Raw genomic sequence first — 21,182 nt, 5'->3', positions numbered from 1 at the left:
TTATCCCTGCGGGGCTAGAACAGCTTAATATTAGGCTTATGCTTATCAGGATTTGAACCTAGTCCCTCCATATCGTTACTACTTTCATCAGTATCTTCAACAACTTGTCGAACATAAAACGGGTTACAAGTGATAGGGTAAACAATGCCTCCAAGCTTTACATTTGCAAGACACTTGTCCATAGGTTCAACAACCAAGCCAATAGAATATGGGTCAAAAATTGCTTCATCAGTAGCACGATAAAACACATATTCATAAGATTTGAACTTAGAGCCTACGCGCATGATTGAACCCGATATATAAACATCTTTGACCAATTGGCTAAGCTGCGTTTTTAGTTGTTCTTCTAAGGTGTCAGTAGAATTAGAACCGGTATCTTTTACGGTTGTAGAGCTTGATACATCTGGGATTGTCGTTTCAACTTTGGGCTTTTCCACCAAAAACTTATTACTGAACGTATAGACCGCAAACGCGATACCCAATATCAAAAACAGTCCCACATAAAACATCATCGGGATTTTGCCCTTATGAGTATGAATCTCAGCAGACCAATAGACCCCATAGAATGACTTATCCCGTTTAATGACTTTCTTAGTTGCTTGTTTGGAGTCGTGATAATCATTCGGATCAAAGGTCTTTTGTGCCTCTTTACGAGTTACACGAGCGCCACCAAACGGATTGAAAAAGTGAATATGTTTACCTACCAGCTTTCTTAAGTTGGCATCACATAGCGTTCTATCTTGAGTAATAAAGTGTAAGTCGTAGCCACCGTGTCGATGTGTTTCAAGTGCCGCAATAGCGTCAGGAACGCGAGAGCCATTTGCACGAGGAGGGAAAAATTGCTGGCATTCGTCAATCAAGATAATGGAGCGTTTGGGAAGCTGCATCCACTTATGCGGGTCTTCAAAATGCTGAAAGTGAAGATTCAAAGGGAGTACTAATTCAAACTTATCAGCATAATCATCACTAGCCGCCGATAAGATCAATTTCAATTTCTCAATAGCTTTCTTAGGGTAGACACGTTCAACCCAATATAACCAAGTATCAAAGTGATTGTGACTTTCATAATGAGTGTTAAGCCAAGGCGCATCCGACAGCGATAAAAATTCGCCGTCATCGTGAATCGGCTTCATTATCTTAATCAATTTTTTCTTAGCGGCATTATCTTTGATTCGTGGAAAATACCAACCATAGAACCAACCAGAGAACGACTTGCACACCTCAATATCAAGCATTAATAGTTTTATGTTGTTATAAAATTTTGGTCGTTCAGCATCATAAGAGACAACTAATTCACGTAAGCTATTAAGTGTTTTTGACGCACCCGGTAAACCCGTTCGTAAATAAATCATCCTTCCATGCCTCCCGTTTTAGTGCCTGGCTTGTACCAAACTTGACGAGTAAGCACACCACCGCGAACGCCTTTAATAACAAGCAATGCAACCGCACTCGAACACAAAAGGTTAAGCGCTTTATCAAGCCACATATAACCAAGCAGGTTAACGATATCGGCGCCAAAATAGCCCACATCACCGAGCCCATTTAATGAGCTGACAGCAATATCCATAAAGTAACCAATGAGATAATCAAAGCCAGCGAACGAAACGACACCAAATCCCATGCTAAGGAACAATTGACCGACATTCGCACCAATCGCGCCAGCAATCCAAGGTAAAGCCGCACGAAAGAGGGTTATTAAATAAGTAATGATATTAACGATGATAGCCATGTGATCACCTATAAGTGTTTAGCAAACATAAGGAGTGACATAATTGAAGCGCCAGCCATTAGCAGTGCCCTGAACACCAAAGCCAATGAACAAAATGGAGACATGTCTAATGTCATTCGGGCAATTTTTAAATCATAGGTGCGAGGCTCAGGACAACTAGCAGAGAAACGGAATCCGTTTTCTGTGGTGTACGCTTTCAAATAGTTTTCCATTGTTGATTCGCTATCAGTATGAAAATTCTTAAGTGCTCCATTTTCGTCGAATGCACCTTCGCCCATAGTCTTAAGGTCACTAATAAGATTTGACCCTTCTTCAGTAACATTGAGACTTGCAGCACTGGCAGAACATTCATCAAACCAAGCTTGATGAGCAAGATAACAAGCAGCAGCAGAACCATCACAACTGAAGGTGTCACAAGCAGAAGTGCTCACGGTGCCATTAATAGAGTCTTTGAGATTGTTCAAACCATCGGTAACCGAACCAAAACCATCAGCAAGACCTTCACCAAGTGTGCCGAACTGTTCACCAAGAGTGGTGTTAAGGGAATCAAAGCCAGTACCTACCGATTCGCCTAAATTAGAAAATCCGTTGTTTAAGTCAGAATTGAGTTTACCAAGTGAACCATTAACACCATTGACCGAATTATTAAGCGAACTTAAACCCGCCAGATTTTGACCATAAAAGTTAAGTGCTTCTTGACGTGCTTGGGTATCTTGGTTGTAAGAGTTCTCAAGTAGTACGCCAATGGAATCAAGGTTTTTGTTTGTCTGGTCAATCGACATATTGAGCGAAGCAACGCCATTATTGAGGTCAGCAGACAATTGTGAGTTTGCGTTGTTTAAGTCCCTATTCATGTTTTGAATAGCAGCTAAAACAGCCGTGTCTGTGTTGTCCGTAGGTGCTACGGCATCAGGTTCAGATTTTTCAAAAGGGGCATCAGGTGTAATAGAACTAGGTGAATCGGGATTATAGTTAGAGTCAGGAGCGTCCGCATTGTCAGAATTACCTAAACAATCAGGATAACTAGGTTGACCGAAATAACATTTATCAGCGTCCGTCACATCACAGGAATAAGAATAATCATGCGATGACTCATCGCATTGCCAAGCAGAGTGGTTAAATTTCCCGTTAGACTCCCAACAAGAATTATAAGAAGACGCGAACATCTCACCACAAAAATCATCATCAGGGTCATCAACACATGATTCCGTGTTGTAGTCATAAACATAACCAGCTTGACATTGGTCTTCAGGAGGTTCTTCACATTTACCAGTTTGCGGGTTTATCTCATTAGGGCTGTCACACGTAGCAGTAGAAAGAGAAATCGATCCATACAACATACGCCCATCACTACGAGAGACATCAACAAAAAAGCCGGGATAACTAAAGTAAGAACTCTGAACAGTGTAGGTATAGCCGTCTGTCCAAGATTTACCAGAAGGACAAAGAGAAGACAGTGAACTGGATTCGATGACATCACCAAGCTTTAAGCCAGAACACTTTTCAACAAGATTGTAGTTATTGCCATAGCTAGAATATCTGACAATTTCAGCATGAGTGTAGAAAGAAAAAGATAAAAAAATCAGAAGAATGTATTTTTTCATAACCCACCTAAAACATGCGACGAATAGCGTCTACAGTGACGAAGAGTACAAACAGGTAAACAATGTCATTGACGTGTATATAAGTAGGCATGACGAACTCCAACGAGAAAAAGGAGGAGAAAACTCCTCCTTTGGGGACTGAGGTTTAACCGAAGATAGCGCCTTTAGCCCATTTAAAGACAACAGCCGTACCAGCCAGACCAATCAACGCGCCACCGATAGCAGCGATAGCGGCACCACCATCATCAGTAATTGCTGTAGTAGCAGCAGTTACATCAATAGCAGCGAAAGCAGGGGAAGTAAGAACAGCAGTAGCCGCAACAATGCCAGCCTTAACAAGTAAGTTTTTCATAATAGATTCCTTATCTAAAACCGAGTTGTGAAATTACAAGTTTTATAACAAAAACAAGTCCATACAGCCCCGCAGCAGCACCAGCCAAACTGGCAATATCAGCTAAAGTAAGAACACCGTCAGGGTTTCCAAAATCTGAGGAGTCATACAAAGAGATATATGGACAAGATTCACCAGCGGCTAAGTTCACGACTTGAAGAACGTCATTAACAGCTTGAACACAAATCATGGTTTAGCCTCCGGTTGAATTAGTTTGCTTTAGGTGCAGCAGGGAGGTTAAACAGGTTCATAGTCGTACCAGAACGAGCCGCACCAGAGGCATCCGTGAAGCTGTACTGGTTGTACTCAACTAAGAATTCGAACTGTTTACCGACAAGAGATTCAAAGTGCTTGCCGTTTTGTGACTCTTTCCAGAGGTCAACGTTTACGCGAACGTCGATAACTTGAGTGGGTTTAGAGGTCAGCACTTTGATCACACCCGATTGAGTGTGTTCACCTGTAGTCGGGTTAGTGCGGCTAACTTGTTGGATATCGTCAATATCCTGAATCATACCTTTAGCAATCATGTGTGTTTCCTTATTAAAAATGAATGGCGACAGTTAGTGACACAAGTCCAAGCCTCCGGTCGACGGCGGCTGCGCCCGCCCGTCCGACCCGAAGGAAAGAGCGTCATCGATGAAATAGATTTCATCTTGATACATAACGCAGGGTTCAATAGAGGCGTAATCCTGCATCATAAAAAAGGCTTCATCTTGCAGGCGTTGAAACTCTTCAAGCTGCATGCGGTGGTACTCAAATTCGTCTTCTAACGTTTCAAACACCATTTTGGTGCCGTTCATAATGTTGCGAATACCACGAACGAAGTTACGCTTGTTCTCAAATTTCCAGTCTTTAAAGCGGGTAGGGATGGTCTTCCCTTTGAAGAGAATGCCTTGAATAGCCGCGCTCATTTCATCCCCGTATCGGGTTTGCTTGAAGAGTCCTGCAACGTCAATTTTCTTAGCGTAAACAGGTCGGATTGTTTGGTCGTTACGTCGAACGAAAACGCCACCCATAGCCATGACAAACGCTTTAAAATCACCGATATCCGCAGCACGGCGAATCGATTCAAGGACAAAATGCTCTTCTTTGGTGAATTGGTTACTGGTAATCACTGCATCGTCCTCTTTGAATTCTTCGCGGAAACGACGCATTTCACGCCACGAAGTAACCGAAGGACCACCATAAAACTGAAACTGGCGAACCCCATTAACGCGATTAAATGAGACAACGGATTCAGCCGCATCTTGACCGGACTTGTCAGAATTACGGTCTTTGTCGATGTGTTGTCCGTCGATATTTTTAGAAAGGTACTTGGCGACATAGCCCACCGCAGAGCCTTTTTTGAAGTCGATTTCTTCTGCTTTGAAGCGGTATTTCTGCGCGCCTTTTTCCTTTGGCGAATCGGCTAAAGCGTGATGCTTGAGCGTACGAGTGACCAAATCTTTGTGGTCAGGATGAATAAAGAACAACATGTGATGATGCGGTGTACCGTCATGGTGAGGCTCTACGATTCTAAGACCGTAGATTTTCACGTCCTGTTTATCTAAGTCTTTGCGAAACGCATCTAACACATGCATAAGGTGATTATGAGCATCAATAGCGGTAGGTTTACCCGCCTTTTCCCATTTAGGATTCACCTTGTCACCTTGGTAAACGTGAAAGCGAGAAGGGGCTGTGACCGTGTAGAACATGGCAACGTGACCCGAATCCTTGCAGATTTCTTCAAACGCTTTGAGGCGTACAAACATTTCAGCGCGACGAATCACAGGGTTAGCCGTCGATTTAGCGGAAAGCTCCTGTAAAGTGAACCATGTTTCAGGGTCATCTTCGACATAACACACGGTATTAGATAAAGCCTGAAGCGTTTCAGAATTTCGCATACGGAGCGTCTTTACGCTGTGCATTGAGCAATATGGATTTTCCTTTGCGTTCACAAGGAGCAAGTCACGCGCCACAGCTTCAACTTGCGCGAAATACTGGCGACGAAGTTGACGACGAAGCCATTTATCACAACATGCGCGATTACAAAGAGATTCGAGTTGCCCCGATTTTTTCATGCGTTTGACCAACTCTTCACGGAACGAAAGCCCCAAACCAGAAAGCAGTTTTTCAGCTTTGGCAAAACGGGCATCAATATCATCAATGCGACAAAGAATTTTGCTGAACGCTTTGGATTTGGTTTTAGCCAGTTCAATGACTTCTTCATCAGTGCGGGACACGCGAACACCACCAGAGCGCAAACGTTCATCGGCTTCACGAATCATTGATAAGGCGGTCATTGCGTCTTTTTGTTTGGTGATGTTGGTAAACGCCTGAACCATGTAAGGCGCAAAGTCACCATGACGACGAGTCACGGCATAGAGTTCTGTACACAAGGACGGTTTATGCGTGACATTGTCACTCACGTCTACAGAATGAATCTGTGAAAGCAAGGCTTGACGACGAGGACTTAAAGACGGATTTGCATGGTCGACAAAAGTAAACGGTCTAACTAACTGGTTATCATAAACATGAGGCGCAGTGTTCAGTGTTTGAACCGCTTGAAAGTCTACTGTTTCAAAGCGTTGAGTTTTGAGGTCAAAGACAGATTCACGCATCGAATTTGCCCTCGGCAGATTTTTTTAAGCTATGGAGATGATGAACAAGATAAATAATTGCTTCATAACCCAAACGACAAACGAAGTACCAAACCATGCAGTACATTGCGATAGCTTGAGCAATCATATCGACGTCAGCAGCCGTCATTAATAAAGCGTTTTCCATTCAAGCCTCCTCAATGGATTTAGGAAGCAAGTCAAGACCAACAAACGAGCAGAAAGTAAGAAAATCTAAATTAGTTTCAAAGGTAAAGGTGAGTGACTGACCGAACTGTAATTTCTGATAAACAACGTTATCTTCATCGTTAACAACCACCGAATGATGAAAATGTTCTACCGTGAAATCATGCTCCATCCACGTGTAAACAGTAGCGTTACAATAATCAAGAGACGCAACAAAAGAATATTTATCATCCGTAGGATGAATCATGAGAGATTCAGAGCAAAGACAACCACCAACAATTTGAAACATACCAACCACCTTGAACAGTTGAAATAGAGGCGACCACAACAAGCGAAAGCTTCAAGGGCGAACGCCCGAAGTGGTCTAAATCCCAGATTTGGGAACTATAAATCCCAGATTCGGGAAGCGCAAGATACCAATTTTGGGAACGATTGAGCTAAACTTGAGGAAAATGGAGGACTTGCCATGTATCAAAATGAACTGTTAGATGCCTATAAACAGGCTCAAAACTACGTACAAGACAAGCAAATTGCGCTAGATATGAATATATCTGCGTCTAGAATATCTGAATTCAGAAGTTGTAAGCGCTACATGACTGATTCACAAGCAGTTTTTCTCGCAGAAAATGCAGGAATCGACCCAGAGCTTGCTTTACTAGGTTGTCACGCTGATAGAAATGACAATCCAGACATAAAAATGCTGTGGTCTAACATTGCAAAAAAGTATAACGGGCTAGGTTTTACAGCAATATCAATGATTTGCGGTGCGATTGTCGCCCCATTAGAGCCCATTAGAGACTACGTATTATGTATGTTATGTTAAATAGACTTTTCTAGCTTCGAATAACATACCTGTATTGCACGTATAACTACTCTGTTGCCGCTGCGTTTTACATAATTAGCATTTACCATAAAATACCTAATAACTACATTTATCATCTGTGATAAAAATGTAGTTATTAGACGGTAAACCTTTCTATTACTAAAGAAATTTCATTGATACGCATTGGTTTAAGCATAAAGTCATTCATGCCTGCTTTAAGGCATTCGTCTTTATCGTCATCCATGGTATGTGCTGTTAGCGCAATGATTGGAATATTTATGTTTTTGGCTCGAATTTGTTTCGTTGCTTCAATTCCATCCATCACTGGCATCGAAATATCCATAAAAACCAAATCGAATTGTTCGTCGTGTTTAAGGAGTTCTACGGCTTGTTTGCCGTTATCTGCGAGTGTCACGTTGTAACCCAAGCGGCTCAGCATCAACTGTATTACTATCTGATTAGTTTTCGTGTCTTCCACTACCAGAATATTATAAGTCTTCTCTTGGTTCTTCTTAGTTGCCGCATTGGTTATTGTGCCCTTGGATACTTCCTTGCAACTATCTTTCAGAGGAATCGTAATTTCAAAGCAACTTCCTTTATGTAATGTGCTGCTAACAGAAATTGTTCCGTTCATCAGTTCTACAAGATGTTTGGTTATGGTTAACCCTAGCCCTGTGCCGCCATAATTTCGAGTATGCGAGCTATCCGCTTGTATAAATGGTGAGAACAGTTGTTCAACTCTGTCGCTTTCTATTCCTATACCCGTATCGTTGACCTGAATATTCAATTTTCCGTCGAGGTCATAAAGTGACACTGTGACTATGCCTTTCTCTGTGAATTTAACGGCGTTACCTACAACATTAAACAGTATTTGAGTTAAACGAACAGGATCGACTAGATACTCTGTTGTAGGACAAAGTTTGACATCAACGCAAAAAGCTATGCCTTTATCTTCAGCAAGCTGGCGGTGGTATTCCAGAGCATGATTTAGTTTGTGGTATAGATTTACTTTGTGACACTGTAGCTTAAAGTGCCCAGACTCAATACGGCTCAGATCCAGTACATCGTTGATGATCACTAGCAGCAATTCAGCGGAATGCTCCATCTGTTCCAACAGATCCAGTTGATGAATGCTAGATGTATCTCTTAATACATCAATTAAACCTAACACAGCATTCAGCGGTGTTCTTAACTCATGACTCATCATGGCTAAGAACTGAGATTTAGATTTGTTTGCCTGCTCTGCAAGTTGTTGTGCCACAACCAGTTCTTTGGTCTTTATATCAACAAGTCTTTGTAACTCTTCTTTATATTCAATATCGCTGATTGCTCTTTCTATAAGCGGCCTAAATCGAAGTAGCGTTGTCTTCATATCTAGACTGAATTGACCTTTTTTCTTCCCGAGCAGTAACAACACTGAATCTGACGTTTGAGTTCGAATGCCGGTGATGAGAGCCGACTCAATCTGATTTTTTAGAAATCTGTTAAGGTTTTTAAACTCATCAAGCTTGATGGGTTCAAAAAGTATGATGGATTCGCCATCAAGTACGCGCTGAAATTTTGTTCCGTTTAACCAGTTCTTCCCTGTAAACGCAATATTTGAAGTCAGGAATGTAGAGTATCTTGTACTGTCTTTTCCTTTAGATATTACGATGAAGTCATTGAATTTAATGTATCGTCTTAACACTCTTTTGAGTTCATCGAATATTTGATACTTGTTTTCTGCTCGGCTAAGTGCAGATAAAGCCGCTAGGATGACTTGGTTTTCTTCGGTTATTAGGCGTTCGCGCTCTCTACTACGTTCTAACTCAAGCAGCGTCTCGTTGAAATGTTCAATGTATTGCTGCTTCATAGATAGTGCTCTGACTCGTAAAAGATTGCAGATGAAATCATTAAATTGCCGTGGGCATTTTCACCACCGACAAGCTTTCCTTGTTCACCAAAGGTAAAAGGACAGATGAAAGGACAACCATTCATTTGATTAGTGATTTTTTCATACACTTCTCTCATTTGTTTTCCTAAATGCAGCATAGAACCGGCGCAAAAAATTATTACACCGCCAATCATCTCTGTTTCATTGTAGTGCTTTGTGTTTGCGTCTATTACAAATCTAGACGCTCTCTCTATCAGGTGATCTTTTGAACCAGTCATTAAAGTAATGGTCTCTCCTACTTTGCTTTCGGAAAACATTTCTAAAGCATCATCGTCAGTGATACGTATTGGGTGTGACAATTTAAAATATGGGTGATTATCTATTTGGCCAACCACATTGCCGATAGGAAATTCAGAGACATAATCAAACAAATATTCATCTAAATTCGATAGCCCTGAGTGCTCACTCAACCATTGCTGATAGACCTGTTTTGCTGGTTTTTTATCAATAGCGTAGATATAGCGACCACTGGCTTCGGTAACCAAACCAGAGTGCTCAGTCGGTGAATATCCGACACTCAAACTCGTGGCTACAGGGATGGAAAGAAAACCGACGAGCAGTGTTAAAGCATCAGATGAATCGTAATGTTCATTGGAGACTGACCAGTTTCCGACGATATTATTGTCGGCCGCTGTGCCACCGATAATGGGCACTTGGGTTCCGAACAGTGAGTCAATTGCTTCTATAATACGTTCTTCATTTCCTGGTGTAGAATGAAGAAGGATAAAATCTGGGACCTCACCGACTCGGTTCGCTTTGAGAAGAGCTTCATAGACTGCAAAGCGCACGACATCTTCGTATTTAGTGCAATCTTTGATACTGGCATAAGCTGTGCCGTAAGCACTGCTCTTTGAGTTATCGTAAATGGCCATAACACCAATGACGGTGCCGCTGTGTATGCCAGTATCCGTCATCAGTCCATTACATGAGGAGCAACCAATTAGGGGGATGTTGGAGAAGTGACTTGAGAAATAATGGGAAAGGTTTTGATTACTATAAGCTTCGGTGTAATAGCAGACTATTGCACTGATTCCTGCAAGTTTGATAGAGCCCTTAATTTCTTTGATGGCATCATTTATATCTGGGTTATTTGAAATAGCTGTTTCAAGTCGCATTTACGAATTACTTATAAGTACAATCCTAATTAATTTATACCTCATAATAATTTAGATATGTTTGACACGCCCCTCCCTATGTCACATTTGTCTTACAAATTGAACGATATGAACTAGTTTTCAACCTGAACCTTTACCGAGTTATTAATAATAAAGGCATCAACGTTATTAACTTTGTCGGCTTTAGGAAAAAGGACAACATTTTGAGCGTTTCGGATCCACTCTCCATCATAGGTAACGTCCCAATCTAATGGGATTGGATAAACATTCAACACTCCCGATTGCCTATCATTTTTTGTAACAGTTATTTTTTGATTATTTACAAATACAAAACAATTTGGCTGCGGACTGCAAGTAACAGTGACGAACTCTGTATATGTGATCGTTCTCCAAAAAAATGCGACGAGAAGCAAGGCTAAAGTGACGATAATTTGAGCAAGCCTGTGTTTTGTAAGCTTTTCAGCAGCCATTTGAACGGGTTCCTCGTGTAACAAAGTTCAAAGTTTTGAAATAAAAGGGCAAAACCTGATAAAGGGTAAGGTTACTACACTGTCATTGAATTGTTAATTGCAGTATACTTTTTTGCTTGAAAATGCCACTTTTTCGTAAAGTCAGCAATAGCTATTAACGTTTTGATAAAACTTTAATTTTGTTGTGGATTTGGGTGGCATTGCGACATTTGTCGTGTTGGAAGAAAAGTGTAGTTAATTAGACATTGGAAGCATGCAAAATGAGCCAAGAAAAGCAGCTTGAACAAAACTATAACTATACAGTCGTTCGTCAATTTACCTTAGTGACTATTCTCTGGGGTATTGTAGGAATGGGTGTAGGTGTTTTGATTGCCGCTCAATTAGTTTGGCCACAGCTAAACTTTGATACGCCGTGGCTGACGTATAGTCGTCTCCGTCCATTGCATACTAATGCGGTGATATTCGCGTTTGGTACAAGTGCCCTGTTCGCAACATCTTATTATGTTGTACAGCGTACCTGTCAAACTCGTTTATTTGGTGGGCCGCTTGTTGCATTTACCTTTTGGGGATGGCAAGCAATCATTTTATCCGCAGCAATTTCTCTACCATTAGGTTTTACCTCTGGTAAAGAATACGCTGAGTTAGAGTGGCCTATCGATATTGCTATTGCAGTAGTATGGGTTTCTTACGCAGTGGTGTTCTTTGGAACACTTGTGAAACGTAAAACGTCTCATATATATGTAGCAAACTGGTTCTTTGGAGCCTTCATCATTACTGTTGCTGTTCTACATATTGTTAACAGCATGGCAATCCCAGTATCAATGACTAAGTCATATTCGATTTATTCAGGTGCTGTCGATGCTATGGTGCAATGGTGGTATGGTCACAACGCAGTAGGTTTCCTACTAACCGCTGGTTTCCTAGGTATGATGTACTATTTCGTACCTAAGCAAGCAGAACGTCCAGTTTACTCTTACCGTTTATCAATTGTTCACTTTTGGGCATTGATTTCACTTTACATCTGGGCCGGTCCTCACCACCTACACTACACCGCTCTTCCAGACTGGACTCAGTCTCTGGGCATGGTGATGTCTTTGGTTCTATTCGCTCCTTCTTGGGGTGGTATGATCAACGGTATCATGACGTTGTCAGGTGCATGGCATAAGCTACGTTATGACCCTATCCTACGTTTCCTAATCGTATCATTGTCTTTCTACGGTATGTCTACCTTCGAAGGCCCAATGATGTCGATTAAGACAGTCAACGCACTATCTCATTACACTGACTGGACGATTGGTCACGTTCACTCTGGTGCTTTGGGCTGGGTTGCAATGGTATCGATTGGTTCTGTATACCACTTGATCCCGCGCCTGTTTAATCAAGAACGTATGTATTCAGTTAGCCTAATTAATGCTCACTTCTGGTTAGCAACAATCGGTACTGTACTGTACATCGTGGCGATGTGGATTTCGGGTGTAATGCAAGGCTTGATGTGGCGTGCAGTTAACTCTGACGGTACGCTAACTTACAGCTTTGTAGAGTCTGTACAGGCTTCGTACCCGTTCTATACCGTACGTTTCATCGGTGGTTTTATTTTCTTATCTGGCATGTTCCTAATGGCATACAACACATATAAGACGATTTCAGCTCCGAATCACAGCCTAAAAGCTATCCAACAACCAGCGTAAGGAGATTTAAAGAATGAGTTCAGATTCTAATAATCGCCATGGCATTATCGAACGTAACGTCGGTTTGTTGGCAATTATGATTGTATTCGCCATCAGTTGGGGTGCTTTAGTTGAAATCACACCGTTGATTTTCCAAAAGCAAACTACTGAGCCAGTAGAAAACCTGAAACCATACACTGCATTGCAGATGGAAGGTCGTGATATTTACATCCGTGAAGGCTGTAACGTGTGTCACAGCCAAATGGTTCGTCCTTTCCGTTCTGAAACAGAACGCTATGGACACTACTCTGTAGCAGGTGAAAGTGTTTGGGAACATCCATTCTTATGGGGTTCTAAGCGTACTGGTCCTGACCTTGCTCGTGTTGGTGGTCGTTATTCAGATGAATGGCACCGTGTTCACTTGACGAATCCTCGTGAGCTAGTTCCTGAATCGAATATGCCTGCTTTCCCTTGGTTAGCTGAAAACGTACTGGATGGAAAAATCACTCAGAAGAAACTTGAGCTTTTCCGCAATCAGTTTGGCGTACCATATACAGATGAGCAAATAGCGAATGCGTCGAAAGATGTTGAAGGAAAAACAGAGATGGATGCCATCATTGCTTACCTTCAGTCTATTGGTCACGCAATGAAATAACAGAGGTAATTATGGATATCGGTACTATTCACAGTATTTGGACCATAACGTTGTTTGTCTGCTTCATCGGAGTTGTTTGGTGGGCGTTTGGCAAAAAGCGTAAAGCGCGTTTTGACGAAGCCGCAAACTTGATCTTTGCAGACGAACAAAAAGAAACACCCTCTAATAAGAACAAGGAGTGACTGAGTAATGACGACATTTTGGAGTCTTTGGATCATCGTAATTACGGTTGGTACCCTACTTGGATGCGCAATTCTTCTCGTTTGGTGTCTTAAAGACAAAATGGGTGTTGAAGAAGGCGCTGACATGGGCCACGAATACGATGGTATTCGCGAGATAAACAACCCACTGCCTAAGTGGTGGACCTATCTATTTGTTAGTACGTTCATCTTTGCTGCTGTCTATCTAACGCTTTACCCAGGTTTGGGAAATTTTAAAGGTGTTTTAGGCTGGCAAAGTTCAGACCAAAAAGTACGTACATTGGAAGAATCAAAAGCTTCTATCGCTAAAGCTCAAGAAACAAAAACTCTTGTTCAATACGCGAAAGAACTTGATGACGCTGATGCGTACTTCGGTGAAGCTTTCAAGCGTTTAGCATACAAAGATGGTGGTACAGAACTGCGCCCTGTTCCTGAAATTGCAGCAGATCCTGATGCATTGAAAGTTGGACAACGTTTGTTCCTGCAAAACTGTTCTCAGTGTCACGGCTCTGATGCTCGCGGTCAGAAAGGTTTCCCTAACCTAACTGATAACGCGTGGCTATACGGTGGTGAACCTGATGCAATCGTGACAACGATTCGTCACGGTCGTATCGGTCAAATGCCAGCATGGAAGGATGCATTGGGTGAGCAAGGTGTAGCTGAAGTAGTAAGTTACGCACTTAGCCTAAGTGGTCGTTCTGTCAATGCTCGTGAAGCTGAAGCAGGTAAAGCCCGCTTCGTTGTTTGTGCAGCTTGTCACGGTACAGATGGTAAAGGTAACCCTGCTGTAGGTGCGCCTGACCTGACAGACCAAGATTGGTTGTTCGGCGATTCACGTGCCGCTGTAACTGAAACAGTTATGTACGGTCGTTCAGGTGTAATGCCTGCATGGATTGACATTCTAGGTGAAGACAAGGTGCAACTCGTTGCTTCTTATGTCTGGAGCCTAAGTAATTCAGATAAATAGTAAAAATCTAATAACAGCCCCTTTCCTAGGGGCTGATTTTTTCTTAAATTTAAAACTTCTTAGTTTAAGCCCTTCTTTTTGTTGTAGAGAACTTTTTTATGGTAAAGCCTTGGTATAAACAATTTTGGCCGTGGTTCCTGATTATCCTTCCTCTTACTGTTGTTGTATGGACAATCGTTACGGTTATCGTGTTTTCGAATAACTCAGTTTCATTGGTTACTGAGGATTACTATAAAAAAGGTAAAGGTATTAATGTCGATTTGTCTAAGATACACATAGCCAAGGATCTCGGTCTTAATGCTACTGTTAGCTCTCAAGGCAATGAAATTATTATCCAGTTTAACAAAGGTAAATTGGATCACTATCCTGCTATACAAGCAATGTTCGCTCACAGAACCCTTGCCGATAGAGACTTTTCACAGCTGATTACCGCTGATGCAAAGGGTAATTATAAGATTACTCGCGATGAAGAAATGCAAGGTCCTTGGTTCATCGAATTAACCCCACACAATGGTGAATGGTTAGTTCAAGGTCGAGTTACATTCCCTTCTGCTTCACCGACCCAACTGATGAACTAGTGATATGAACAAAGCGTGTTACCACTGCGGTGAAGAAGTACCAGACAACACCGATTTCAAAGTAACGATTCTCAACGAAGAGCGCGACATGTGCTGCCCAGGATGTAAAACTGTGGCAGAAACTATCGTTGAGAATGGACTCGTGTCCTACTACCAATACCGAACAACCACTGCGGATAAAGTGGAGTTAGTTCCGGAACAGCTAAAAGCCTTAATTCATTACGATAACTCAGATGTCCAAGCCGAATTCGTGAGAAATGTGGATTCTCATTCCGAAGTGACATTGTCACTCGAAGGTGTATCCTGTGCGGCTTGTGCTTGGCTGATAGAAAAACAATTAGTTAAAGAGCCCGGTGTTATCGGTATTCGTGTCAATACCACTACGAATAGAGCTTTGCTCAGTTGGGATAAGTCTTCGGCAAAACTCAGCGATATACTTTCTCGCATTCATAATCTAGGTTACAAAGCTGCGCCTTTTGAAGCCGATAAGCACGAAGCTCAATATCACCAATCAATGAAGCAATATCTATATCGACTCGGTATTGCAGGTCTAGCGACTATGCAAGTTATGATGCTTGCGGTTGCTTTGTACTTGGAAGCTTTTGGTGATCTGGACGGTGAGTTTAAAAACTATTTTCGCTGGGTAAGTTTGTTGTTTGCTACTCCTGTGCTTCTATATTCAGCATTCCCATTTTATGTCAATGCATGGCGAAGCATTAAAGGTCGTACATTGGGCATGGATGTTCCCGTGTCTATCGCTTTGATCTTTGCTTATGTCGCAAGTTTATTTGCAACGGTTACTCAAAAAGGCGAAGTTTTTTTTGAATCCATTTCCATGTTCACCTTCTTCTTACTGGTGGGACGTTTTCTGGAAATGCGAGCAAGACGAAAAGCTGCGGCGGCCAGTGGAAACCTATTAAAATTAATTCCAGCAATCGCCACTCGTCTAGATGGTTCTCAAACGCCAGTTAAGACTCTGCAAATTGGAGAGAAAATTCGCGTTTTGCCCGGAGAGCACATTCCCGCAGACGGTGCGGTTATTTCAAACCGAATTCTTGTTGATGAATCCATGTTAACCGGTGAGCCTCTGCCTGTTGTTAAAAATATTGGCGATGCAGTATACGCAGGGACACTAAACGGCGATGAATCATTTGACCTTGAAGTCACGGCGACAAAAGCAGATTCGGTAATTTCAAATATCGTTCGCCTCCAAGACGATGCTCAATCATCGAAACCGAAAATTGCTGAAATAGCAGATGTTGTGGCGAGATACTTTGTCGCCATCATTTTGGTCATTGCTTTAGGTACATGGCTGTTCTGGCATAACTCGCGTCCAGACGATGCTTTTTGGATTATGTTATCTGTGCTTGTTGCTACCTGCCCTTGTGCTCTTTCATTAGCAACACCAACGGCAATAACCTGTGCCACTTCTCGCCTTGGCAGTTTTGGCATCCTACTTCGTAAAAACCATGTGTTTGAAACTCTATGTAATGTGAATCATCTGGTTTTGGATAAAACGGGTACGTTGACTCGTGGCAACATCGAAATCAGTAGTGTCAAAGTACATTCGCAAGAGTGGACAAAAGAACAATGTTTAGCGATAGCGGCTGAGCTGGAACAATACGCAAACCACCCTATTGCTCGTGCATTCAAACCTTACCTGAATGCTGACGTTGTTGCGTCCGACGTTAAAAACATCATAGGTTCAGGGATAGAAGGCACGCTTGACGAACACCATATTTGTGTTGGTAACGCGGAATACGCACTTGTTAACAAAGGCATCACCAACGAGCGAAATGCGGTATATATGTCTATTGATTCACAGCATGTGGCGACTTTCTATTATCAAGACCCTATTCGCTCTGAAGCCAAGAGCTTCATTAATAAGTTCCACCAAGCGGGTATTCGAATCACATTATTAACGGGTGACTCTCAAGTAAATGCAGAAACCGTCGCAAGTGAACTCGGTGTCGATAACGTTATTGCACAAGCTAAGCCTGAAGATAAGCTGAACTATTTGCGTTCTCTGGATTCGAAAGACATCACATTGATGGTCGGTGATGGGATCAATGATGCCCCAACCCTTGCTGGTGCTCATCTGTCTGTTGCTATGGGCGGTGGTACTGATGTTGCAAAAGCTTCTGCTGATATGGTGCTGCTTGGAGACAAACTCGATCGCCTACTTGATGCTAGAGAACTCGCTTTAAAGACTCGCAGAATTATCAGGCAAAACCTTGCTTGGGCTTTGGGATACAACGTGGTTATTTTACCTTTGGCTGTTGCAGGGTTTGTTGCCCCTTATGTCGCGGTTGTAGGTATGTCTGCGAGCTCGATTATAGTAGTATCTAACTCTCTTCGATTATTGAAGGAACAGAATAACTAAATGGAAAGCTTGTATATTTTAATTCCCATCGCGATAGTCATTGTGGCCGTAGCAGTTGCCATCTTTTTATGGGCGGTCAAAAGTGATCAGTTCGAAGATCTAGAACGCCAAGGTCACAATATCTTATTTGATGAGGATGAGCATTTAACGCCAAAGAGTCCTTCTGATAACGAAAAGAAAGATGAACGCTGATTTCGTTGGCGCTTTTTTTGTTGGGCTATTAGGTACTGGCCATTGTGTTGGAATGTGTGGTGGTTTAGGTAGCCTGCTGAGTATTGGTCAAGGATCTAATAAATCGATTCTACCCATCCTATTTTATAATGTTGGGCGTATTTTCAGTTACTGCGTTTTTGGCGCACTGATTGGTGGGTTAGCCACAACATTAACGCAAATATCGACACTCAATCATTCACTAATTTGGCTGAGAATTTTGTCAGCAGTTATGATGGTTATTCTCGGTTTGTATGTCGGTCGTTGGTGGTTTGGTCTACTCAAATTAGAAAAGCTCGGTACTGGCATATGGAAATTCATTTCTCCTTTGGGGCGAAAACTTCTTCCATTAAAAAAAAGCTGGCACGCTCTACCTTTTGGAATTATCTGGGGGTGGCTACCTTGCGGTTTAGTTTACTCTGCGCTAACGTGGGCGGCTGTTTCCGGTAGTACCGCTGAGGGAGCTCTGATTATGGGGGCATTCGGCCTTGGAACCTTGCCATCTATGTTACTTGTTGGATTTGGAGCAACACAGATTAAGCAGTTACAGCAATCACCTACTTTTAGGACTATTGCTGCAATTTCAATCATTTGTTACGGCATATATACCGGTTACAGCGCGATTAATATGCTGGTTAATCTTAGTTAGATGATTGATTAGCAAAATGATTTTTTTAACTATCCTTTAGTGTGAAGGGATGCTAAAATATTGATGTAAATCAATTAGTGAAAGGTCGTTATGATTTCGGAAAAGCCTGCTGCGAAGCGAATTCAATCTGGTGGATGTGCAATTCACTGTCAAGATTGTAGTATTAGCCAACTATGTATTCCATTCACTCTAAACGAGTCTGAATTGGATCAACTTGACCAAATTATTGAGCGAAAAAAGCCAATTCAAAAAGGTCAGGAACTATTTAAAGCTGGTGACGAGCTGAAGTCTTTATACGCAATTCGTTCAGGCACGATCAAAAGCTATACCATTACTGAACAAGGTGACGAACAGATTACAGCTTTCCATCTTGCTGGTGATCTAGTCGGTTTTGATGCAATTACCGGTGATGCACACCCTAGTTTTGCTCAAGCGCTTGAGACTTCTATGGTTTGTGAAATTCCTTACGAAATCTTAGATGACCTTTCAGGCAAAATGCCTAAACTTCGCCAACAAATTATGCGCTTAATGAGTAATGAAATTAAGGGCGACCAAGAGATGATTCTCCTGTTATCTAAGAAGAACGCTGAAGAACGTCTAGCGGCTTTCTTGTTCAACCTTTCTACTCGTTTTTCTCAACGTGGTTTTAGTCCAAGAGAATTCCGATTAACCATGACTCGTGGTGATATCGGTAACTACTTAGGACTGACTGTTGAAACAATTAGTCGCCTACTTGGCCGTTTCCAAAAATCAGAAATCCTGAGTGTAAAAGGCAAATACATCACTATTATCAATCATGATGCTTTGATGGAATTGGCTGGCGTCTCTAAAGAAAGTAAATAAACATCAATGACGTAGCTCAATAATGAGCTACGTCATACTTCTTCTATAATCCCTCTTTTTTTGCTAAACCTCTCGCAACTTCTAAGCTACTCTTAAACAAGAAATCTCCGAAACGATAAGGAGTTTGTTATGAGTATTTACAACAAAATTTTGGTTGTAGCTGATATAAATCATGATGAACAACCCGCTTTAGCCCGAGCTATTCAATTAGCTAAGAAAAGTCGCTCAACAAGTCATATAACGTTTTTTCTATCTATCTATGACTTCTCCTATGACATGACATCCATGTTATCTGGTGAAGAACGAGATGCTATGAGACGTGGTGTTATCCATCAGCGCGAACAGTGGATGAAGAAAGTCGCAGAGCCATACATCAAAGAATCGATCATTTTTGATGTTAAAGTCGTCTGGCATAATCGTCCTTATGAAGCAATCATCGGTGAGGTATTTGCTGGTGAGCACGATATATTAATCAAAAGTACTCGTAAGCATGACGTTTTGGAGTCAGTGATCTTCACTCCTACTGATTGGCATCTACTCCGTAAATGCCCTATTCCGGTCTTGTTAGTTAAGAATTCAGATTGGCCAGAGAATGCGAACATTCTTGCATCTGTCCATGTCGGTTCTGAAGTTGAAACACACTTAGATCTTAATGACAGAATGGTCGAGCAGCTTTTAAATATATCTGAACGTTTAGGAACAACCCCATATTTGGTTAACGCTTATCCTGTTACTCCAGCAAATATCACAATCGAACTGCCGGAGTTTGACCCGACAACCTACACAGATGCTGTACGTGGGCACCATTTAACTGCCATGAAGGCGTTACGTCAGAAGCATGGTATAGATGAAGAACACACACTCGTTCAACAAGGTTTACCTGAAGATGTCATTCCTCAAGCGGCTGAAAAGCTCAATGCTGCGATGGTTATCTTAGGCACGACTGGTCGAACAGGTTTGTCTGCAGTGTTTATAGGTAATACTGCTGAGCAAGTGATTGATAAAATTAACTGTGATGTTATGGCACTAAAACCTAAAGGGTATGTTAGCCCACTTGATCCAACCATTGCTTCATAACAATCTGCAAACGTCATAAAGTCCCTAAACGAAGTCTAGGGACTTTTTTTTGTGCTTGAACGCTTAACTCTGGCATATCGTTCATTTATCCGTATCATACGCACTTCATTTTGTTTCTAAGATTAAAGACTGCAACCTGATGACTGAGCAAACTCAAGAGCTAACCAAAGCTCAACAATACAATTTCAACAAATTGCAAAAGCGTATTCGTCGTAATACAGGCCAAGCAATCGCTGATTTCAACATGATTGAAGATGGCGACCGTATCATGGTCTGTCTATCTGGCGGCAAAGATAGCTTTACTATGCTTGAAATCTTAATGAGCTTACAAAAGAGCGCACCTGTCTCTTTTGAGTTGGTAGCAGTAAACCTTGATCAGAAGCAGCCTGGTTTCCCAGAGCACATTCTACCTGCGTATTTAGAGCAGCTTGGCGTTGAGTATAAAATTGTAGAAGAAGACACCTACTCAATCGTGAAGGATAAAGTCCCTGAAGGTAAAACAACCTGTTCCCTTTGCTCGCGTTTACGCCGTGGTATTTTGTACCGCACGGCTAAAGAATTAGGTGCGACTAAAATTGCACTTGGGCACCATAGAGACGACATTCTTGAGACCTTGTTCCTCAACATGTTCTATGGCGGAAAAATGAAAGGTATGCCACCTAAGCTTGTTTCTGACAACGGTGAACACGTGGTAATCCGTCCTCTGGCATATTGCCGTGAGAAAGATATCATCAAGTACGCAAGCATGCGTGACTACCCTATTATTCCGTGCAACCTGTGTGGCTCACAGCCAAACCTACAGCGCCAGAATATTAAGCAGATGCTGAATACTTGGGATAAGCAATTCCCTGGTCGAATTGAGTCTATGTTCCGCGCTATGCAAAATGTCGTGCCTAGTCACTTAGCTGATTTCGAACTGTTTGATTTTAAATCTATTAACAGTGAGTCTGGTGTGATTAACGGTGGCGATATTGGTTTTGATAAGGAAGATATTCCGGCAATGCCAATTCAGGACGAAGATAGCGTAATGGAATTTGATCCAAGCTTGAAATTGGACGTGACTAACGTCTGATACCTGATACCTGATACAGGTGTACAGAGAGTA

General features: G+C 41.9%; 24 protein-coding genes. 12 read left to right on the top strand and 12 right to left on the bottom strand.

Annotated elements, in window-relative coordinates; genetic code table 11:
- Window positions 1-14: 14 nt before the first annotated feature.
- The 9 genes from HUO09_RS05050 to HUO09_RS05010 form a co-directional block, all read right to left on the bottom strand.
- Window positions 15-1,352: a zonular occludens toxin domain-containing protein gene (locus HUO09_RS05050; RefSeq protein ID WP_188233163.1), complete on the bottom strand. Its 1,338-nt coding sequence runs from the start codon at window positions 1,350-1,352 to the stop codon at window positions 15-17.
- Entirely contained in the window at window positions 1,349-1,729 is a 381-nt protein-coding gene (locus HUO09_RS05045) for a DUF2523 family protein (RefSeq protein ID WP_188233162.1), read from the bottom strand. Before HUO09_RS05045 ends, HUO09_RS05050 begins: the two co-directional genes overlap by 4 nt.
- An 8-nt stretch (window positions 1,730-1,737) precedes the next feature.
- A complete protein-coding gene (locus HUO09_RS05040; protein WP_188233161.1) occupies window positions 1,738-3,333 on the bottom strand; it encodes a virulence factor TspB C-terminal domain-related protein in 1,596 nt (531 codons plus the stop codon).
- A 145-nt stretch (window positions 3,334-3,478) separates the two neighbouring features.
- Complete coding sequence (locus HUO09_RS05035) at window positions 3,479-3,685, bottom strand: major capsid protein (protein ID WP_188233160.1); 207 nt, start codon at window positions 3,683-3,685, stop codon at window positions 3,479-3,481.
- Between the two features lie 10 nt (window positions 3,686-3,695).
- Window positions 3,696-3,914, bottom strand: coding sequence for a hypothetical protein (locus tag HUO09_RS05030; RefSeq protein ID WP_188233159.1), 219 nt, complete (start codon window positions 3,912-3,914; stop codon window positions 3,696-3,698).
- 19 nt (window positions 3,915-3,933) lie between these two features.
- Window positions 3,934-4,251, bottom strand: coding sequence for a hypothetical protein (locus HUO09_RS05025; RefSeq protein WP_188233158.1), 318 nt, complete (start codon window positions 4,249-4,251; stop codon window positions 3,934-3,936).
- A 33-nt stretch (window positions 4,252-4,284) separates the two neighbouring features.
- Complete coding sequence (locus tag HUO09_RS05020; RefSeq protein ID WP_188233157.1) at window positions 4,285-6,324, bottom strand: replication endonuclease; 2,040 nt, start codon at window positions 6,322-6,324, stop codon at window positions 4,285-4,287.
- A complete protein-coding gene (locus HUO09_RS05015) occupies window positions 6,317-6,490 on the bottom strand; it encodes a hypothetical protein (protein WP_188233156.1) in 174 nt (57 codons plus the stop codon). The genes HUO09_RS05020 and HUO09_RS05015 overlap by 8 nt, the downstream gene beginning before the upstream one ends.
- Window positions 6,491-6,796 carry a hypothetical protein gene (locus tag HUO09_RS05010; RefSeq protein ID WP_188233155.1) on the bottom strand — a complete coding sequence of 102 codons (306 nt, stop codon included), beginning with the start codon at window positions 6,794-6,796 and terminating at the stop codon, window positions 6,491-6,493.
- Between the two features lie 177 nt (window positions 6,797-6,973).
- Between HUO09_RS05010 and HUO09_RS05005 the strand changes: the two genes are divergently transcribed.
- Entirely contained in the window at window positions 6,974-7,330 is a 357-nt protein-coding gene (locus tag HUO09_RS05005) for a DUF3693 domain-containing protein (protein ID WP_188233154.1), read from the top strand.
- A 136-nt stretch (window positions 7,331-7,466) separates the two neighbouring features.
- Here the strand turns inward: HUO09_RS05005 and HUO09_RS05000 are convergent, their stop codons facing one another.
- The 3 genes from HUO09_RS05000 to HUO09_RS04990 all read right to left on the bottom strand — a co-directional run bounded on the left by HUO09_RS05000 (window position 7,467) and on the right by HUO09_RS04990 (window position 10,848).
- A complete protein-coding gene (locus HUO09_RS05000; protein ID WP_188233153.1) occupies window positions 7,467-9,182 on the bottom strand; it encodes a response regulator in 1,716 nt (571 codons plus the stop codon).
- Window positions 9,179-10,378: an FIST signal transduction protein gene (locus tag HUO09_RS04995; RefSeq protein WP_188233152.1), complete on the bottom strand. Its 1,200-nt coding sequence runs from the start codon at window positions 10,376-10,378 to the stop codon at window positions 9,179-9,181. Before HUO09_RS04995 ends, HUO09_RS05000 begins: the two co-directional genes overlap by 4 nt.
- A gap of 113 nt (window positions 10,379-10,491) precedes the next feature.
- Complete coding sequence (locus HUO09_RS04990) at window positions 10,492-10,848, bottom strand: hypothetical protein (protein ID WP_167412639.1); 357 nt, start codon at window positions 10,846-10,848, stop codon at window positions 10,492-10,494.
- 260 nt (window positions 10,849-11,108) lie between these two features.
- On the opposite strand from HUO09_RS04990, the gene ccoN reads away from it, so the two are divergent.
- The 11 genes from ccoN to ttcA all read left to right on the top strand — a co-directional run bounded on the left by ccoN (window position 11,109) and on the right by ttcA (window position 21,149).
- On the top strand, window positions 11,109-12,536 hold the full coding sequence (ccoN, locus tag HUO09_RS04985) for a cytochrome-c oxidase, cbb3-type subunit I (protein WP_042482416.1): 1,428 nt from the start codon (window positions 11,109-11,111) through the stop codon (window positions 12,534-12,536).
- A 13-nt stretch (window positions 12,537-12,549) separates the two neighbouring features.
- A complete protein-coding gene (gene ccoO / locus HUO09_RS04980) occupies window positions 12,550-13,170 on the top strand; it encodes a cytochrome-c oxidase, cbb3-type subunit II (RefSeq protein WP_167412647.1) in 621 nt (206 codons plus the stop codon).
- An 11-nt stretch (window positions 13,171-13,181) separates the two neighbouring features.
- Window positions 13,182-13,352 carry a CcoQ/FixQ family Cbb3-type cytochrome c oxidase assembly chaperone gene (locus tag HUO09_RS04975; protein WP_042482410.1) on the top strand — a complete coding sequence of 57 codons (171 nt, stop codon included), beginning with the start codon at window positions 13,182-13,184 and terminating at the stop codon, window positions 13,350-13,352.
- Window positions 13,353-13,359: 7 nt separating this feature from the next.
- Window positions 13,360-14,337 carry a cytochrome-c oxidase, cbb3-type subunit III gene (ccoP, locus tag HUO09_RS04970; protein ID WP_167412648.1) on the top strand — a complete coding sequence of 326 codons (978 nt, stop codon included), beginning with the start codon at window positions 13,360-13,362 and terminating at the stop codon, window positions 14,335-14,337.
- A gap of 98 nt (window positions 14,338-14,435) precedes the next feature.
- Window positions 14,436-14,915, top strand: coding sequence for a FixH family protein (locus HUO09_RS04965; RefSeq protein WP_167412649.1), 480 nt, complete (start codon window positions 14,436-14,438; stop codon window positions 14,913-14,915).
- A 4-nt stretch (window positions 14,916-14,919) separates the two neighbouring features.
- Window positions 14,920-17,298 (top strand): heavy metal translocating P-type ATPase, encoded by a 2,379-nt coding sequence (locus HUO09_RS04960; protein WP_188233151.1) that lies wholly within the window; start codon window positions 14,920-14,922, stop codon window positions 17,296-17,298.
- A complete protein-coding gene (ccoS, locus tag HUO09_RS04955) occupies window positions 17,299-17,490 on the top strand; it encodes a cbb3-type cytochrome oxidase assembly protein CcoS (protein ID WP_167412651.1) in 192 nt (63 codons plus the stop codon).
- Window positions 17,480-18,157, top strand: a complete 678-nt coding sequence (locus HUO09_RS04950; protein WP_167412652.1) for a sulfite exporter TauE/SafE family protein — start codon at window positions 17,480-17,482, stop codon at window positions 18,155-18,157. The genes ccoS and HUO09_RS04950 overlap by 11 nt, the downstream gene beginning before the upstream one ends.
- 90 nt (window positions 18,158-18,247) lie before the next feature.
- On the top strand, window positions 18,248-19,000 hold the full coding sequence (locus HUO09_RS04945; protein ID WP_167412653.1) for an FNR family transcription factor: 753 nt from the start codon (window positions 18,248-18,250) through the stop codon (window positions 18,998-19,000).
- Window positions 19,001-19,129: 129 nt separating this feature from the next.
- Window positions 19,130-20,077: a universal stress protein UspE gene (gene uspE / locus HUO09_RS04940; RefSeq protein WP_188233150.1), complete on the top strand. Its 948-nt coding sequence runs from the start codon at window positions 19,130-19,132 to the stop codon at window positions 20,075-20,077.
- Window positions 20,078-20,216: 139 nt separating this feature from the next.
- Complete coding sequence (gene ttcA, locus HUO09_RS04935) at window positions 20,217-21,149, top strand: tRNA 2-thiocytidine(32) synthetase TtcA (protein WP_188233149.1); 933 nt, start codon at window positions 20,217-20,219, stop codon at window positions 21,147-21,149.
- Window positions 21,150-21,182: the final 33 nt, after the last annotated feature.

The organism is Vibrio sp. Y2-5 (assembly GCF_014596725.1).
GTDB lineage: Bacteria > Pseudomonadota > Gammaproteobacteria > Enterobacterales > Vibrionaceae > Vibrio.
Note: the sequence above shows the minus strand (reverse complement) of the source record. Positions and strands in the feature narration are given on the sequence as shown.